The organism is Salinicoccus sp. Marseille-QA3875, from assembly GCF_054950095.1.
The window spans coordinates 1,810,529-1,826,570 of record NZ_CM143103.1; the positions used below are offsets into that span (position 1 = coordinate 1,810,529).

18 protein-coding genes and 1 riboswitch are annotated in these 16,042 nt (G+C 44.4%); of the genes, 12 read left to right on the forward strand and 6 right to left on the reverse strand.

Translation table 11 applies throughout. From position 1 onward, the window contains the following. Window positions 1-15 precede the first annotated feature (15 nt). The gene (gene sufB, locus ACY8DT_RS09395) at window positions 16-1,413 is read left to right on the forward strand and encodes a Fe-S cluster assembly protein SufB (protein WP_462420045.1); all 1,398 of its coding nucleotides are present in this window, start codon (window positions 16-18) and stop codon (window positions 1,411-1,413) included. Window positions 1,414-1,544: 131 nt separating this feature from the next. Here the strand turns inward: sufB and cyoE are convergent, their stop codons facing one another. Beyond that, entirely contained in the window at window positions 1,545-2,483 is a 939-nt protein-coding gene (cyoE, locus tag ACY8DT_RS09400) for a heme o synthase (RefSeq protein ID WP_462420046.1), read from the reverse strand. A 206-nt stretch (window positions 2,484-2,689) separates the two neighbouring features. Continuing rightward, window positions 2,690-3,247, reverse strand: coding sequence for a M15 family metallopeptidase (locus tag ACY8DT_RS09405; RefSeq protein ID WP_462420047.1), 558 nt, complete (start codon window positions 3,245-3,247; stop codon window positions 2,690-2,692). Window positions 3,248-3,448: 201 nt separating this feature from the next. On the opposite strand from ACY8DT_RS09405, the gene ACY8DT_RS09410 reads away from it, so the two are divergent. Both ACY8DT_RS09410 and ACY8DT_RS09415 read left to right on the forward strand, forming a co-directional pair. After that, window positions 3,449-3,778, forward strand: a complete 330-nt coding sequence (locus ACY8DT_RS09410; protein WP_462420048.1) for a PH domain-containing protein — start codon at window positions 3,449-3,451, stop codon at window positions 3,776-3,778. Between the two features lie 62 nt (window positions 3,779-3,840). After that, entirely contained in the window at window positions 3,841-4,395 is a 555-nt protein-coding gene (locus ACY8DT_RS09415; RefSeq protein ID WP_462420049.1) for a thioredoxin family protein, read from the forward strand. Between the two features lie 496 nt (window positions 4,396-4,891). Here the strand turns inward: ACY8DT_RS09415 and ACY8DT_RS09420 are convergent, their stop codons facing one another. The 3 genes from ACY8DT_RS09420 to ACY8DT_RS09430 are packed head-to-tail and all read right to left on the reverse strand — an operon-like array spanning window position 4,892 to window position 6,850. Beyond that, a complete protein-coding gene (locus tag ACY8DT_RS09420) occupies window positions 4,892-5,374 on the reverse strand; it encodes a hypothetical protein (protein WP_462420050.1) in 483 nt (160 codons plus the stop codon). A gap of 10 nt (window positions 5,375-5,384) precedes the next feature. Next, complete coding sequence (locus tag ACY8DT_RS09425; protein ID WP_462420051.1) at window positions 5,385-6,149, reverse strand: ABC transporter permease; 765 nt, start codon at window positions 6,147-6,149, stop codon at window positions 5,385-5,387. Continuing rightward, window positions 6,149-6,850 (reverse strand): ABC transporter ATP-binding protein, encoded by a 702-nt coding sequence (locus ACY8DT_RS09430; RefSeq protein ID WP_462420052.1) that lies wholly within the window; start codon window positions 6,848-6,850, stop codon window positions 6,149-6,151. The genes ACY8DT_RS09425 and ACY8DT_RS09430 overlap by 1 nt, the downstream gene beginning before the upstream one ends. Window positions 6,851-6,900: 50 nt before the next feature. Between ACY8DT_RS09430 and ACY8DT_RS09435 the strand changes: the two genes are divergently transcribed. From ACY8DT_RS09435 to ACY8DT_RS09455, 5 genes are all read left to right on the forward strand, one after another. Then, entirely contained in the window at window positions 6,901-7,749 is an 849-nt protein-coding gene (locus ACY8DT_RS09435) for a DUF72 domain-containing protein (protein WP_462420053.1), read from the forward strand. A gap of 12 nt (window positions 7,750-7,761) precedes the next feature. Then, window positions 7,762-8,583 carry a sulfite exporter TauE/SafE family protein gene (locus ACY8DT_RS09440; RefSeq protein WP_462420054.1) on the forward strand — a complete coding sequence of 274 codons (822 nt, stop codon included), beginning with the start codon at window positions 7,762-7,764 and terminating at the stop codon, window positions 8,581-8,583. A gap of 12 nt (window positions 8,584-8,595) precedes the next feature. Beyond that, the gene (locus tag ACY8DT_RS09445) at window positions 8,596-9,915 is read left to right on the forward strand and encodes a bifunctional metallophosphatase/5'-nucleotidase (RefSeq protein WP_462420055.1); all 1,320 of its coding nucleotides are present in this window, start codon (window positions 8,596-8,598) and stop codon (window positions 9,913-9,915) included. Between the two features lie 45 nt (window positions 9,916-9,960). After that, a riboswitch (Lysine riboswitch) is annotated at window positions 9,961-10,122 on the forward strand. Between the two features lie 67 nt (window positions 10,123-10,189). Beyond that, on the forward strand, window positions 10,190-11,776 hold the full coding sequence (locus ACY8DT_RS09450) for a Na+/H+ antiporter NhaC family protein (RefSeq protein ID WP_462420056.1): 1,587 nt from the start codon (window positions 10,190-10,192) through the stop codon (window positions 11,774-11,776). A gap of 120 nt (window positions 11,777-11,896) precedes the next feature. After that, a complete protein-coding gene (locus ACY8DT_RS09455) occupies window positions 11,897-12,463 on the forward strand; it encodes a YutD family protein (protein ID WP_462420057.1) in 567 nt (188 codons plus the stop codon). Window positions 12,464-13,134: 671 nt separating this feature from the next. On the opposite strand, the gene ACY8DT_RS09460 is transcribed toward ACY8DT_RS09455, so the two are convergent. Continuing rightward, complete coding sequence (locus tag ACY8DT_RS09460; RefSeq protein WP_462420058.1) at window positions 13,135-13,422, reverse strand: DUF3055 domain-containing protein; 288 nt, start codon at window positions 13,420-13,422, stop codon at window positions 13,135-13,137. A gap of 86 nt (window positions 13,423-13,508) precedes the next feature. On the opposite strand from ACY8DT_RS09460, the gene ACY8DT_RS09465 reads away from it, so the two are divergent. The 4 genes from ACY8DT_RS09465 to ACY8DT_RS09480 are packed head-to-tail and all read left to right on the forward strand — an operon-like array spanning window position 13,509 to window position 15,989. Beyond that, a complete protein-coding gene (locus tag ACY8DT_RS09465; RefSeq protein ID WP_462420059.1) occupies window positions 13,509-13,928 on the forward strand; it encodes a DUF86 domain-containing protein in 420 nt (139 codons plus the stop codon). A gap of 1 nt (window position 13,929) precedes the next feature. After that, window positions 13,930-14,691, forward strand: coding sequence for a TIGR01457 family HAD-type hydrolase (locus ACY8DT_RS09470; protein ID WP_462420060.1), 762 nt, complete (start codon window positions 13,930-13,932; stop codon window positions 14,689-14,691). 1 nt (window position 14,692) lies between these two features. Then, window positions 14,693-15,652, forward strand: a complete 960-nt coding sequence (locus tag ACY8DT_RS09475) for a 2-hydroxyacid dehydrogenase (RefSeq protein WP_462420061.1) — start codon at window positions 14,693-14,695, stop codon at window positions 15,650-15,652. A 19-nt stretch (window positions 15,653-15,671) separates the two neighbouring features. Beyond that, a complete protein-coding gene (locus ACY8DT_RS09480) occupies window positions 15,672-15,989 on the forward strand; it encodes a cupin domain-containing protein (RefSeq protein ID WP_462420062.1) in 318 nt (105 codons plus the stop codon). The last annotated feature ends 53 nt before the right edge of the window (window positions 15,990-16,042 follow it).

Genomic DNA, 16,042 nt, shown 5'->3' on the forward strand with positions numbered 1-16,042 from the left:
GAAGGAGTGTTAGTCATGGCTAAAAATGTACCTGAAATAGAAGATTATAAATATGGTTTCCATGATGAAGACGTTTCAATTTTCCGTTCAGACCGCGGTTTGACACCGGAAATTGTAAAAGAAATTTCAAAAATGAAAGAAGAGCCGCAGTGGATGCTGGATTACCGTCTGAAATCATTGCAGCATTTCTATGACAGACCGATGCCTATGTGGGGTGGAGATCTATCAGAGTTGAACTTTGATGAGATCACTTATTACGTTAAACCATCAGAACAGACAGAACGTTCATGGGATGAAGTGCCGGAAGAAATCAAATTGACTTTTGATAAACTCGGTATTCCGGAAGCGGAACAGAAGTATCTTGCAGGTGTTTCTGCGCAGTATGAATCAGAAGTGGTCTACCACAATATGGAGCAGGATCTTGCAGAAAAAGGCGTAATATTCAAAGATACGGATTCTGCACTTCGTGAAAACGAAGATCTGTTCAGAGAGTACTTTGGAACTGTAGTGCCGGCGACAGATAACAAATTCTCGGCATTGAACTCAGCTGTATGGTCCGGTGGATCATTCATCTATTGTCCGCCGGGAGTATCTGTCGATTCACCTTTGCAGGCTTATTTCCGTATCAACTCCGAAAACATGGGTCAGTTCGAGCGTACGCTGATCATTTGTGACGAAGGTTCAAGCGTCCACTACGTTGAAGGTTGTACAGCACCTGTTTATACAACGAACTCACTGCACTCGGCAGTTGTTGAAATTATTGTTAAAAAAGATGCTTACTGCCGTTACACGACAATCCAGAACTGGGCAAACAACGTTTACAACCTGGTTACAAAACGTACTTTCGTTGATGACAACGGTACTATGGAATGGGTCGACGGCAACCTGGGTTCTAAGATCACCATGAAATACCCTTCAATCTTCCTTAAAGGTGAAGGTGCACGCGGTATGACATTGTCAATCGCTTTAGCAGGTAAAGGACAGTTGCAGGATGCAGGTGCGAAGATGATCCACCTTGCACCGAACACATCTTCAACAATTGTTTCGAAATCCATCGCTAAAGGCGGCGGTAAAGTTTCTTACCGTGGACAGGTCCACTTCGGCAGAAAAGCTGAAAATGCCAGAGCGAACATCGAGTGTGACACTATGATCATGGATAACGAATCCACTTCGGATACGATTCCGTATAATGAAATCTTAAATGATAACATTTCACTGGAACACGAAGCGAAAGTTTCAAAAGTGTCAGAAGAGCAGTTATTCTACTTGATGAGCCGTGGGATTGGTGAACTCGAAGCGGTCGAAATGATCGTCATGGGCTTCATCGAGCCATTCACAAAAGAACTTCCAATGGAATATGCGGTAGAAATGAACCGTCTGATTTCATTCGAAATGGAAGGTTCAATCGGTTAAAAGATAAATTTAAAAGAGGCTGTGTCTTAAATGACAGCCTCTTTTTATATGCAGAAAATAAGTTATGTATGATATTTTTATGAATAAAATCCTCCTTACTGCGAATGAGCGGGTAAGGAGGTCTTTATTCATCAGACGGCAATGACCGGTGAAGTCAATATAATCATAGAGATGAGTATGACGATCAGATAGATTAATGAGTAACGGAGATTCAGCTGAGCCCATTTCTCAATGTCTTCAGTCCTCAGGCCGGTAACACCGAGGACGATCCAGCCTGCGGTGAGGATGAGAGTGATGACAAAGAAAATTGCGCCTATGGAATCGAGGAGCAGAAACGGGACGGGCAGGAGTGCGATGATGTAGATGAGTATTTGTCTTACACTCGCACTGACACCAGCGACGACCGGCAGCATGGCGACACCTGCACGTGTGTAATCATCAAGTCTTTTAATGGCAATCGCAAGTGTATGCGGTATTTGCCATATGAACAGCAGATAGAACAGAGTAATCGGTATGATATGGCTCGCCGGTGCAATGGCCGACCAGCCGATCAGCGGTGTGAAAGCACCGGATATACTGCCGATGATAGTGTTAAGAGTGTACCTTCGTTTAGACCAGAATGTATAGAGGACCACATAGAAGAACCAGCCGAGAAAAGAATAGATGGCCGCTTCGAAAGTGGTCAGCATCATAATGCCCATTCCAATGATTGTTGTGATGATGCCGGACCAGAGCACCGAACGCAACGAAAATGCTCCGGTCACAGTAGGACGGTTCCGGGTGCGGACCATTTTCTTATCGAGGTCGGCTTCGTACCAGTTGTTCAACATCAAGGCACCGGAGATGACGAGCGTACTGCCGGCCATGGTCAGTGTGAATGTTGCCAGATGATCCGTAAAAGATGCGCCTGTGAAATAGATGGCAAGCCAAAATGCTGTAAAGACAGGAAGCACATTCGCGATGAGTACTTTGCCTTTTAAAAGATTTTTTATATTCAGCAGAAAACCGGTTATGCCGGAAGTGTTTTCTGCCTCAGTTTTATGTTGAGATGATAGTTGTTCGTTATTCAAAAATATTCCCTCACAAAAAATATATTCGGCATGGCCGATATTGGAAATGTCCACTATACATTATACCAGTTGATAAGGCTTTTGGCTTGCCCGTAATATCACAAAAGGGAGAACAAACTTAACAAATATAAAAACACCCCGAAAGTTGGAGCTGCAGTCCGACTTTCGGGGTGTTTATCATTCATATTTCATTTTATCTTATAATGTTAATCGGCAAATTGGTAATAACCCTGATTATGCCAATGCTGCACGTCGGCGAGTGACATTCCATAATCCAATTGAAGGTGTGGGTAATCGACAAATTCTTCCCAGTCGCCACCCCATGTAAAGCCGACGCTTTTCGCAATGTTACCGACGTCTTCCCAGTCCGCTACGCCATTACCGTTGGCATCGCGCTCCAGACCCCACTGTGCATTACCGTATGCATCAGTGAGCACGAAGTCGATTGCCAGACCGAAGTTATGGTAGGATTGTCCGCTGCGTGCGTTGGTAACGATAGGACCCGGTGCAGTGCGTCCCTGTTCAAAAAGAGCATCCTGACTGTCAAAAGAGCGGTAGCCGTCAGTATATCTGATCAGTATACCCTGATTTGCTGCGATCTGTTTCACGAGTTCAGCTTTCTCTTTTACATCAGGATGTAATCCGTAATATACAGAATCGGATGATTCATCTGCTTCTGCTTTATTGCCGTATGTAAATGCTACGGCAAATAAAAGTGATAAACCTATAACAAGGCTTGAAAGTTTCCTGAATGAATATTTCAAAAATTATGTCCCCTTTCACAAATTTGTTACATTTCCACCCTAACACAGTGAACTTTTAATTTTTGCAATATTAACATGATGAAATTGAATTGTAATTTCGGTGTAATCTTTTAGTTAAATACAGTGAATATATGTCAGATTCTGCTAACTCAAGTATGTTATAATACCGACTATATATTTAATAATGAGAGGACGTTTATTTTGGCTGAGAATATCATAAAAAAAGGTACGGCTAATTACTGGTATGGCATCCATTCCGTGAAAGGACAGTTGTTCCTGACCGCAACACGCCTGCTCCATCAGCCGGGCTTAATGCAGGCGACAAGGGATGAAAGCATCATCATGCTGGAGGATGTCAAATCAGTGGAAATCGTGAATAATATGCTTGGTAAGATTCCCATTCCAAACGGTCTGAGAGTGACAACAAAAGAGGGTGAAGTATTCCAGTTCGTCGTCAACCGCCGTAAAAACTGGCTGAAAAAAATTGAGGAGGCAATATCAGTATTGCCTGAAGAAACTGAGGGCAGATAACTAAGAATTTAAAATGATTATGGTAAAATTAAAGTAATAAGAGTGATTTAGGAGGAATTACTGTGAATTTAAATGAATGGTTTGAGCGTGGCATCACTTACGGAGAGTATGAGGAAGGTCTGACAGATCATAAAGAAAATTACAATCTGATTTACGATAAATTTACACTTCCCAATGATGAAGAATTTTTTAATCAGCTGGATAACAGCAATTTGAGAGCAGTCATTATAGCAGAACCATGGTGTGGTCACTGTATGATGAACCTGCCGATATTCAAAAACCTTGCTGAAAAGACTAATTTGGAGACAAGAGTCAGTTTGAGAGATACACACACTGAGCTGATGGACGCATATGAAACAGACGGCAAGCGAGTGATCCCAATTTTCGTTTTCATAGATGAAGAAGGTAACGAAGTCGCAAAATGGGGACCGAGAGCTCCGGAAACGACCGAAATTCAAAAAGAGGTCCTGAAAGATATGCCTGAAAAAGGCGCACCGGATTACGATGAAATGTTCAAAGTCAAAGTTAAAGAACTCTCTGACACATTTGCAGGTAATGAAGACCTGTGGCAGTCGATCTATCAGGATATGAAGAAAAATATCAAGACAGCTTTATAAAAATAAAAAGTCACCCCCCTCACTTTATGATGTGAGTACGGGTGACTTTTTGATTTGATGATTGCCAACACTCATTGTAGAACTTTCCGGACAATTTTTGAGCTCAAATGATAAAGTTTTTGCAGTGGCCGATGATAAAGTGGCACTCTACACTTTATCCGGTCACTCACAGTTCCCAATGATCGACAACTTACTTTATCGAGTCACTCACAGTTCCCAGTGACCGACAATTTACTTTATCGAGTCACTCACAGTACCCAGTGACCGACAACTTACTTTATCGAGTCACTCACAGTACCCAGTGACCGACAATTTACTTTATCGAGTCACTCACAACTCTCAGTGACCGGCAACTTACTTTATCCAGTCACTCACAGTTCCCAGTGACCGACAACTTACTTTATCGAGTCACTCACAGTACCCAGTGACCGACAACTTACTTTATCCAGTCACTCACAACTCTCAGTGACTGAAATAGCACTTTACTTTACTCTTTCTACTCATACTTCATCTCCGACCCGTAAACATCGAGGTTATGGAAGTCCGTCTGCTCTGTTTTCACATAAAATACAGCCGGGTTTGCGACTTCAGTACAGACGATATCGTCCGGGTGGGCTTCGCCTGCTGCGACGGGTGTGAGCTCGAACATGAATTTCAGCAGTCCGTCATCGTCTTCGATGGATACGAGGCTGAAGCCGCAGCCATTTTCTGTGATTGATACTTCGAATAGGAGCTCTTCTTCAAAATTAATATCTTCCGGATCGATATCGACGCCGCTCGCTTCTGCTGATGTTTTCAGCATGTCCTCATCATGAATGAGTTCGGCGCCGTTTTGAAATCCTTCACCGGCGACTGCCTGTGAGCGATCGAGTACTTCGAATTCGATGTCTGTCTCCCACTCTGGATCATCTCCGGAGCAGCCCGCCAAAAACACCATCGTCAAGCTCATAAAACTGATAAATAAGAATTTTTTATTCATATAAAAGCACCTACTGTTCTGATTGTGTGAGTCCGACGTACTGGAGTCTTTCATTAAATAGTTTCGGATAGGATAAGTACCCGACCATGACGGATGCCATTGCGGCTGTCGTCAAGATGAGGAACAGGATCAATAGCTGATACATGACCGCTTCGAAAGGGTCGGCTCCACCGATGATCAGTCCGCTCATCATGCCCGGGAGCTGGACGAGTCCCATCGTTTTCTGAGCTTCGATCGTCGGTATCATGCTCGTTCTGATCGAAGACTTCAGACTTCTCGAAATGGCATCTTTCGGTTCACCGCCGAGAGACAGTATCAGTTCGATCACTTCTTCACTGTAGTTCAGCTCATCTTTGAGCTTATTCAAAAAGAGCAGTGACAGGACCATACAGTTGCCGATGACCATGCCGCTGATCGGTATGATCTGCTCGGGTTCTGCCGGGATGATGCTGAAACCGAGCAGTATGCCCATTGTCACGGCTTCGACGATGATGAGTGTAAATATGATGATGAGCGTAATGCCCGGGATGCCGGACCCTTTTTTAACAACGTTCTGGCTCGCTGCTGCGATCATCAGAAGGATCATTAAAATGATGAATATCACAGAATCACTTTCAAAGACGAATGTCAGTATGTATCCGACGATCAGCAGCTGGATGATCGACCTTACAGTCGCGATGATGATGTCCTTTTCAAGACCGAGTTTCAAATACAACGCGAGGGCAAGCGGAATGGCGACAAATATAAGGGATAGGGCAAGCTGTGCAAAAGACATTACTTCTCCCCCCTGACAAACGCCTGTATCTCAGGATTCTCCGATTTTTCGATGAACTCCGCCGGTCCCTGTTCGAGCAGTTCCCCGTCGCGGAGGAACCACATATCATGGCTCACTCTTTTAGCCTGCTCGAGGTCATGCGTCACCCAGATGATCGTGATGTCCATTTCGGACTGCATGCGTTGTACAAGTCTCTCGATTTCCCTCACCAGAACATAGTCCAGGCTGGCCGTTATTTCATCCAGCAGCAGCACTTCGGGTTCATGGACGCATGTCCGTGCAAGAGACACACGGCTTCTTTCGCCGCCGGATATATCCCTTACCCGGCGGTCGAGAAATGATTCATCCAGGTCGACAAGGCCGAGCAGACTTGCTGCACGTCCGCGGTCAAGTGTCTCGCCATGGATATCACTGGGCAGGTTCAGATTATCATAGACCGTACCGTCAATCATCGGAGAACTTTGGAATGCCATGCTTATACTCTTTCTGAGTTTCGTAATGTCATAATCAAAAATGTTTTTCCCTCTGAATAAAACTTCGCCCGTATCCGAGGAAAGCAGGCCGTTGATCATTTTCAGGCATGTCGTTTTGCCGGCACCGCTCGGTCCGACGAATGTGGTGATTTTACTCTCTCTCAGCGTGCCGGATATATTATGCAGAATGTCATTATGGCTGACATTCCTAAATTCTAAAATGTCCATTATAAGTTTCCTCCTATGAATATATGGTAAAATAATAGTAAGGTGATTTAATGATATATATCGGTTTGACAGGCTGGGGAGACCATGAGGATCTTTACACCCACCTGACTAATAAAAAAGATAAATTAACTACATATTCAAGTGTTTTCCCTATTGTTGAACTGGATGCCACATATTATGCAATTCAAAGGACATCAACGATAGACAAATGGTGCAAAGAAACGCCGGATGATTTTAAATTCATTGTAAAAGCGCATCAATATATGACGGGCCACAGTGATTACAGAACGGATTACACATCAATCAAAGAAGTGTTTAAAGCATTCAAAGATATGTTACACCCAATGGCAAAACAAAACAAACTCGGTTTCGTATTATTACAGTTTCCGCCATGGTTTGACTGTACAAGCGAAAATATACGCTATGTAAAATTTGCGAAGACGATGCTGGAGCCTTATAAAGTGTCTGTGGAATTCAGAAACCAGACATGGTTCAAAAGTGAATATAAAGAGGAGACACTTTCGTTTTTGTACAACAATGATATCATTCACAGCATATGTGATGAACCGCAGGCGGGCATCGGAAGCATCCCTTTCGTAAACCGTGTGACGGACAATACAGCTTTCATAAGGCTGCACGGCCGTAATGTCCATGGCTGGACCCAGAAAGATCTGACCTCAGAAGAGTGGCGGAATGTCCGCTACCTTTATGATTATAATAAGGAAGAACTTGAATGGCTGAAACGGCAGGTGGAAATTCTCAAACATAAAACCAAAGATATTTTTATTGTTTTTAATAATAACTCTGGAAGACATGCGGCAGGCAATGCACAGAATTTTATTGAAATGATGGACATCAAATACACAGGTCTGTCACCAAAACAAATGAAATTATTTTAAGGGGTAGTGCATATGGAGTATCTAATATTGATATTGATCGGCCTATTTGCAGCTGCTGTCGGTTCACTTGTCGGTATCGGCGGTGGCGTCATCATCGTTCCGCTCCTTGTCTTTTTCGGTATAGATAACGACATCATTTCAAATGTCACACCCCAGTCCGCTGTCGGTACTTCGAGTGTCGTACTGATATTCGTCGGACTGACAGCAATGATGTCCTACGGGCGCAGCAACCAGCTTGACCGGAAGAATGGAACTTTATTCCTCTTCGGCATCATTCCCGGGGCTCTCGCCGGCTCATACTTAAGTGATGTATTTACAACGGAAAGTTTCAAACTCTATTTTGGTATATTCCTGATATTTTTAAGTATCCTCTTAATAGTCAGGGACAGGATCAAACCGATGAATATTTTTCAGGATGAACGCTACGTCAGACCCCATGTCGATCATATGGGGAACGTGTATCACTACGGTTTTCCTCCTTATATCGCAGTTATTGCCAGCTTTATCGCCGGTCTGACGGCGGGGCTGTTCGGCATCGGGGGCGGCGCAATTATGACACCGATGATGCTGATGCTGTTCCGCATGCCGGCATCGATTGCCATCGGGACAAGCATGCTGATCGTCTTTTTCGGCGCTCTGGCATCCGGGACAGGGCACCTGCTCCAGAATAACGTGAATTTCTGGCATGCGGCATTTCTGGTGCCTTCTGCATTTGTCGGTGCTAAAATAGGGGTGTACCTCAACCAGAAATTCAATTCCGACACTGTGATCATTGCCCTCAGGACGGTACTTTTACTGCTCGGTCTATATATGATCATTGAATCTTTTCTTTAGGAGAGTGACAGCATGGAAATCAAACTCTTTCATACCAACGATATCCACAGTCATCTATATAACTATTTAAAAATAAAGAACTACTTGACGCATCAGAAGAAAAGATATCGTGAGAAGATGGTCTATCTAGACCTTGGTGACCATGTAGACCGCTCACATCCTTATACAGAAGCGACTCTCGGCAAAGGCAACATAAATCTGTTGAACCAGGCCGGATGTGATGTGGCGACACTTGGCAACAATGAAGGCATCACGCTTGAAATCAATGATCTTAAAACTTTATATGATGAAGCTGATTTTGATGTCGTCTGTGCAAATCTGCTTGAAGCGGGTTCAGACGAACCATATTTCAAGCCGTATACGATAAAAGAAGTAAACGGCATCAAGTTCGGTTTTATCGGCATTACAGTTGAGTTCACCCCTTTTTATAAAGCACTCGGATGGAATGTGTCCGACGCGTTCGAATGGGTGGAAAGATGTGTGGACCAGCTGAGAGGGCAGGTGGACTGCCTTGTGCTGATGAGCCATCTCGGCAAGTATGATGATGAAACACTGGCGAACCGCTTCCCTGAAATAGATGTCATACTCGGCGCCCATACCCACCATCATTTTGATTACGGCGAAAAAGTCGGTCCGGTGCTGATCGGTGCGGCGGGCCGTTTCGGAGATTATATCGGTGAAATCACTTTGACTTTCGAAGGGAAAAAACTGATTAATAAAAAGGCGCGCCTGATCGATACGGATCTGCTTGCGCATGTGGACGATCCTTATTATGAATACGGCCGAGATTTGATGAGAGAGAACGTCATCAAGTGGGATACACCGCCTGTTCCAAGGCATCTGTACCATACAAGCCGTTTCATCAGCCGTCTGGCGTATATGATCAGAGACTTTACGGAAGCAGATGCGAGCATCATCCATACCGGGCTGATCGCCAAAAGTTTTGAAGGCGGCACACTGTCTGAATACGAACTGCATAAAGTACTGCCCCATCCGATCAACGTGGTAAAGATCAAATTGACAGGCAGAGAGCTGAAAGAGATTTTCAACCAGTCGATGCGTCATGAATTCCGTGACGACGTCGTCAGGGGGATGGGTTTCAGAGGCGATATCTTCGGCACTTTCATCACCGACAATATCGGCTATGTGGAATCGAAACGTGAGTATTACATCGGCGAGGAGCCGGTAAAGGAACATCAGACCTATACTCTCGGCACACTTGACATGTATACATTCGGCAGAATATTTCCGCAGTTCAAATCAGCGAAGAAGATATATATGATGCCTGAATTTTTAAGGGACATCGTAAAACTGTACAATGAAGATCTATAGTTGCTGAAATCTGCAGTTATGCTATAATATTAATGTTAATTGAATATAAAAAGTAGAGGTTGCGATTATTATCAGTACAGATGACGAGCAGGCATGCGTCCGAGTCATTTGGAAAGGAATGATTGCCGAAGGGCGTTTTTGGCGGAAAACTTCCTGGGACCGGTTTGAATAGACCCGGTACTGTCATTATGATGCGCTACACGAATATATATTTTGTCACGCGGCTAATCATAATGTCACGTGACTTTTTTTAATTTTTTAGGAGGAAATACATATGGAAAGTTTTTTATCATGGGAATATATGCCGCTCATACCCCCGCTGTTGACACTTATACTCGTCGTTCTGACGCGTAAAGTCGGTATCAGTCTGGGTGCGGGCATCATCACTTCCGCCTTTGTTGTAGCCGGCGGCAGCATTATGGAAACAATCACTCTGCTGTGGGAAGCATTCATCGGCATTTTCATCGCTGACGGCAGCATCAATACATGGGAAGCATTCATTCTGATCTTCCTGACGATGCTCGGCATCATGACTGCGTTCATGAATATGTCAGGCGGTGCGAAAGCATTCACAAGCTGGGCACTGAATAAATTCAAAACAAGAAGAAGTGCCGGACTTGCAACAGGGTTTTTAGGTATCATCATTTTCATAGATGATTATTTCAGTGCATTGATCACAGGCCAGGTAGCAAGACCGCTTACGGATAAATATAATATTTCCCGGGCAAAGCTCGCATATTATGTGGATACGACCGCTTCACCGGTCTCGGTAATTGCGCCGATTTCAAGCTGGGGTGCCGGAATCATGGGACTTGTTGCACCGTTACTGCTTGCAGCAGGTTTGACATCCATTTCACCGTTCCAGGCATTTCTGTATATGATTCCAATGAACTTCTACGTCATTACTGCTTTGATCATGATGTTCATCGTCATACTGACCCGTTTCGACATCGGACCGATGCGCGAACAGGAAAGAAAAGCGATCGTTGACGGCGTGCTTGTCGACCAGATGAGGGAAGTTCCAGGAGATACGGACGAGGATCTGCCGTCTGTAAATAACAGTTCGGCACAGGCACTTTTAGTACCGATGATCGGACTTGCGGTGACAGTCATCATCATGATGTTCATCACAGGCGGACTTGAAGCGGGTTCATGGAATCTGTATTCCGTGCTTGAGAACACGATGGTTACACACAGTCTGATTGCAGGCGGCATCGTCGGTCTGATTTTAAGTCTGTTTTATTATTTCAGATACACCAAAACGAATGATGACTTTGGTTCGGACAAAATCTGGCTCGGCGTAAAGAGCGGATTTAAAGCGATGTTCCCGGCAATGTTGGTTTTGACACTTGCGTGGATGATTGGTAACCTGATCAGCCAGCTCGGCACGGGCGATGTGCTCGGTGCGATGGTTGAAAACTCCAATCTACCGGTGAGTCTATTGCTTGGCGTCGTGTTTGTCGTGGCCTGTATCATGGCGCTTGCGACAGGTACGAGCTGGGGTTCATTCGGAATTTTAATCCCGGTGACGGGTGAAATCATGATTTCACTCGGCGAAACTGACCTGCTGCTGCCGGCTGTTGCGGCAGTACTTGCAGGGGCGGTATTCGGAGACCACTGTTCACCGATTTCCGACTCGACCATCCTGTCATCGACAGGGGCGGGAAGCAACCACATTACACACGTCATGACACAGCTTCCGTATGCGGTGCTGTCAGCATCAATCGCTTTGGTCGGCTATATCGTACTCGGATTCACATCCAGCGTCTGGCTGTCACTGCTGATCATATTCATACTGCTCGCAGTCGTAGTCTTCGTGTCAAAGGCGATTTACAAACCGATTGAAAAACCAGCACAATAATAAATGAACCTCTTCTGATGAAGGGGTTTTTATTATACAGAAATACTCAGTGGTCAAAATTTGTGATAGTATAAAATAAATGCATATGTGCGAAGAATTATTGAGAGGTGGGCGTTGACCATGATTACGATTGATCATATGAATTTTGAACTGATGGAAAATTATCGTGATGCTTTTGATGAAGAGCAGTTCATGGGAAAATACAGCGAGGTTTTAAACAAATATGATTATATCGTCGGTGATATCGGTTATGAGAAATTAAGACTCGCTGGATTTTTCAGGGATAATAAGAAAAAAGTAGAGCGCGATAAAAAGTACAGCGCCATCGAAGACTATCTGAACGAATACTGCAACTTCGGCTGCGCATACTTTGTGCTGCGTAAAGTGACCAAAGCAGAGATGAAAGAAAAAGGTCTTGTCGCTGAAGAACCGGATGAAAAGCCGCAGGAAGAAGACGTTGCTGATGCGCAGGAGACACCGGCTTCGGGGCTTACGAAAGAGGTTGCCCGTGACGCGGAGACCCCAAAGCCTGAATCGGACAAGGATACTCTTGATGAAAGCGCGCCGGCGTCTGACGGAAAGAAATCAGACAGCCGGACAGAGAAAAATCAGAAGACCGAAAAAGGTAAGAATAAAAATGAAACACCACAAAATAAAACATTCGCTTCCTTCCAGAGGGATAGATAGTCATGTTAGAGGAAGAGAGAGCCGTGACACGGCTCTCTTTTTATGTTGCTTATAATTTGTCAGCATCTGCCCAGCTGCGGTGATGAGCAGATGTTCGTTGTGAAGAGAGTGAGTTTTAATATTAGCGTTTAGTTATACCGTTTTTCACGCCTATCTAAACGCCAACCGCCTTCAAACGTTTAGTCAGTCAAAGCTTCAGCAGCATCTAAACGGCAAACGAGGATTCGCGTTTAGTTATACCGTTTTTCACGCCTATCTAAACGCCAACCGCCTTCAAACGTTTAGTTAGCCAAAGCTTCAGCTGCATCTAAACGGCAAACGAGGATTCGCGTTTAGTTATACCGTTTTTCACGCCTATCTAAACGCCAACCGCCTTCAAACGTTTAGTCAGTCAAAGCTTCAGCAGCATCTAAACGGCAAACGAGGATTCGCGTTTAGTTATACCGTTTTTCACGCCTATCTAAACGCCAACCGCCTTCAAACGTTTAGTTAGCCAAAGCTTCAGCTGCATCTAAACGGCAAACGAGGATTCGCGTTTAGTTACGGCATTTTTCATGCCTATCTAAACGCCAACCGTCTTCAAACGTTTAGTCAGTCAAAGATTCAGCAGCATCTAAACGGCAAACGAACAAAAAAGCCGCACTCCCAATCCAGGGAAGCGCAGCTTAAATTTACTCCATATCTCCGAAGTCTGTGACGATGATGTCGCTTAAAAATTCGACGACTTCGTCTCCCTGTTCGGGTTCGAGCTCCAGAATGTGGGCGATGTAGCCTTCTTCTTCCAAATCGTCTGAACCGATTATGCCGAACCGGTTGCTCTGGGTATTCAACACGAGGGCTTTGCCGAAAAATCTGCCTGTCTGGATGATGACGAGGTCATATCTTCCATGATCGCCTACAAATCCAACGTATCTCGAGTGGTTGTCTTCAGTTTCATCATATAAGAAAAAGTCGAGCATCATTGTTCCTCCGCTTCTACTGTACTGTCAAAATTATGCTATCATAATATTATCATGACCACAAAGAATGTAGAGGAGTGTAGGCTTTGTATTTTGTAGATCGACGATTACTGGATGAGCGGCTCGATTATATCGAATCACTCACGAAAGAATTTAAAAATGCTGAAGGATTTGCACTGGAGCGTATTTGTCATATGCTCATCGAGTCCACTGTGGATGTCGGCAATATGATTATCGACGCTTTCATTTTAAGAGACCCGGGCACATATTTGGATGTAATGTTCATTTTAAAAACTGAAGGTGCACTGACTGAAGCGGATGAAGATGATTTTAAGGCAACATTCGAATGGAGAAATAAACTCAATCGTGAATACACGAAACTCGATCGCAAAAGCATGAAAGAAGATTTTAATAAACACATCGCTGCTTATGAAAATTATAAAGCGAGGATTTATGCTTTTGTAGAAAATGATGGTCAGTCTGTGACTGCCTTTAAAGGTGAATAAAATGAATTATAAAGGATATCTGATAGACCTCGACGGCACTTTGTACAGGGGGACTGAACTGATTGAAACAGCAAGAGACTTTGTCGGGAAATTGACAGCGAAGAATATCCCTTATGTCTTCCTGACGAACAACGCTACGAAATCACAGGAAGAAGCAGTGCAGAAAGTGCTGGACATGGGTGTAGAAACGACAGCCCGGAACATGTACACTTCTTCAATGGCAACGGCGGCCTATGTCAGGGAGCATCATCAGGGCAAGAAGGCGTATGTCATCGGCACCCCTTCCCTGAAAGGAATTCTGCTGGATGCGGGCATCGAAATGACGGAAGGGGAGGCTGATCTTGTAATCATGGGTCTCGACCTGGAAGTGAACTATGAAAAACTGAGCCATGCAGCATTGCTCATCGGCGGAGGCGCAACGTTCATCGCAACGAACCCGGATAAGCGGTTCCCCACTGAAAAAGGCATCGTTCCCGGAAATGGTGCCATCCAGCAGGTGCTTGTCGAGACGACAGGTGTCAAGCCGGTCACCATCGGCAAGCCGAGCGGATTCATTTTGGACGGTGCCCTGAAACAGCTGGGTCTGGCAAAAGATGAAGTGGCACTGATCGGTGACAATTATGATACGGATATTTTGACAGGCATCAATGGCGGTGTGGATACGATTCATGTCAATACGGGCGTAAGCCGGACCGGGGATGTGCTAAAAAAAGACATCCCGCCGACACATACTATAAATAATCTATCTGAATGGGGCGTTTAATATGACGAAAAAAGTGGTTGTTACAAGACAGATCAAAGAAGAACATTTAAAACAATTGAAAGAAAAATTTGAAGTTTTCATGTGGGACAGTGCGAATGATCCGCTGCCGAGAGAAAAATTTTTAGAAGAAATAAAGGACGCAGATGCGGCACTTACCATGCTGAGCGAAAAAGTCGATAAAGAGATGTTTGAAACCGCACAAAACTTGAAAGTCATTTCAAATCTTGCGGTGGGGTATGACAATATCGATCTTGAAACAGCAGAAAAAAATGACGTCACCATCACGAATACACCGGAAGTACTGACGGAGACGACGGCAGAACTGGCATTTACATTGATGCTGACATCTGCACGACGTGTCATCGAAGCGAACCGTGAACTGGAAGCGGGTGACTGGACAGGCTGGAGTCCGTACCATATGGCAGGCACTGATGTGTTCGGTAAAACGATCGGTGTATTCGGCATGGGCTCGATCGGTGCAGCATTTGCACGCCGCCTGAAAGGGTTCGACTGTAAAATAATCTATCATAACCGCAGTGAGTCAAAGTATGCGGCTGATCTGAACGCAGAGCTCGTTTCATTTGACGAGCTGCTCGAACAGTCGGATTTTGTATTATGTGCGGCTCCTCTGACAGATGAAACAAAATATAAATTCGATAAATCAGCTTTCGCCAAAATGAAGTCAGAAGCACACTTTATAAATATCGGCCGCGGCGGGCATGTTGTTGAAGCGGACTTGAAAGAAGCGGTGGAGACAGGTGAAATCGCTGCAGCGGCACTTGATGTCTTCGACGGCGAACCGATTTCAAAAGACCATCCGTTCATCGGCATGGACAATATGACACTGCTTCCGCATATCGGAAGTGCATCGGTTGCGACACGTGATAACATGGTTCAGCTGTGCGTGGATAATATAACGAACGTACTGGAAGGCAAGTCACCGCTCACTCAAGTAAAATAATTTTAAGGGAGAGATGACCATGGAAAAGAAATCTATCGCATCTGCACTTGAATTCAGTGAAGAACGCTTCACGAAAAACGATATTTTCAAAAGCAGGAACAGTTCGATGTTTACGCTGAATTTCACCCCTGGCCAGACGATGAAGTCACACAGCCACCCCGGAAAAGAACTGTATCTCCATGTCTTAAGCGGGCACGGAGAATTTACAATTGATGACGAGAAAATTAAAGTGATTGAAGATGATGTCATTCATCTGGAAGCAGACGAAATGATCGGTTTTGAAAATGGTAAAGAAAATACATCCATTTACGTCACGATGAACAAAATGCAGGATTAATTTTTAAAATACGGACCCTATTGTTAACCCTTTTAAATTATAGGTTAACAATA

Excerpts from the sequence above, each read along its gene's own strand:
- ACY8DT_RS09480 (WP_462420062.1), top strand. The coding sequence starts at position 15,672 with ATGGAAAAGAAATCTATCGCATCTGCACTTGAATTCAGTGAAGAACGC.
- ACY8DT_RS09450 (WP_462420056.1), top strand. The coding sequence starts at position 10,190 with ATGGAAAGTTTTTTATCATGGGAATATATGCCGCTCATACCCCCGCTG.
- ACY8DT_RS09460 (WP_462420058.1), bottom strand. The coding sequence starts at position 13,422 with ATGCTCGACTTTTTCTTATATGATGAAACTGAAGACAACCACTCGAGA.
- ACY8DT_RS09430 (WP_462420052.1), bottom strand. The coding sequence starts at position 6,850 with ATGGACATTTTAGAATTTAGGAATGTCAGCCATAATGACATTCTGCAT.
- sufB (WP_462420045.1), top strand. The coding sequence starts at position 16 with ATGGCTAAAAATGTACCTGAAATAGAAGATTATAAATATGGTTTCCAT.
- ACY8DT_RS09470 (WP_462420060.1), top strand. The coding sequence starts at position 13,930 with ATGAATTATAAAGGATATCTGATAGACCTCGACGGCACTTTGTACAGG.
- ACY8DT_RS09455 (WP_462420057.1), top strand. The coding sequence starts at position 11,897 with ATGATTACGATTGATCATATGAATTTTGAACTGATGGAAAATTATCGT.
- ACY8DT_RS09425 (WP_462420051.1), bottom strand. The coding sequence starts at position 6,149 with ATGTCTTTTGCACAGCTTGCCCTATCCCTTATATTTGTCGCCATTCCG.
- ACY8DT_RS09435 (WP_462420053.1), top strand. The coding sequence starts at position 6,901 with ATGATATATATCGGTTTGACAGGCTGGGGAGACCATGAGGATCTTTAC.
- ACY8DT_RS09445 (WP_462420055.1), top strand. The coding sequence starts at position 8,596 with ATGGAAATCAAACTCTTTCATACCAACGATATCCACAGTCATCTATAT.
- ACY8DT_RS09440 (WP_462420054.1), top strand. The coding sequence starts at position 7,762 with ATGGAGTATCTAATATTGATATTGATCGGCCTATTTGCAGCTGCTGTC.
- ACY8DT_RS09475 (WP_462420061.1), top strand. The coding sequence starts at position 14,693 with ATGACGAAAAAAGTGGTTGTTACAAGACAGATCAAAGAAGAACATTTA.
- ACY8DT_RS09420 (WP_462420050.1), bottom strand. The coding sequence starts at position 5,374 with ATGAATAAAAAATTCTTATTTATCAGTTTTATGAGCTTGACGATGGTG.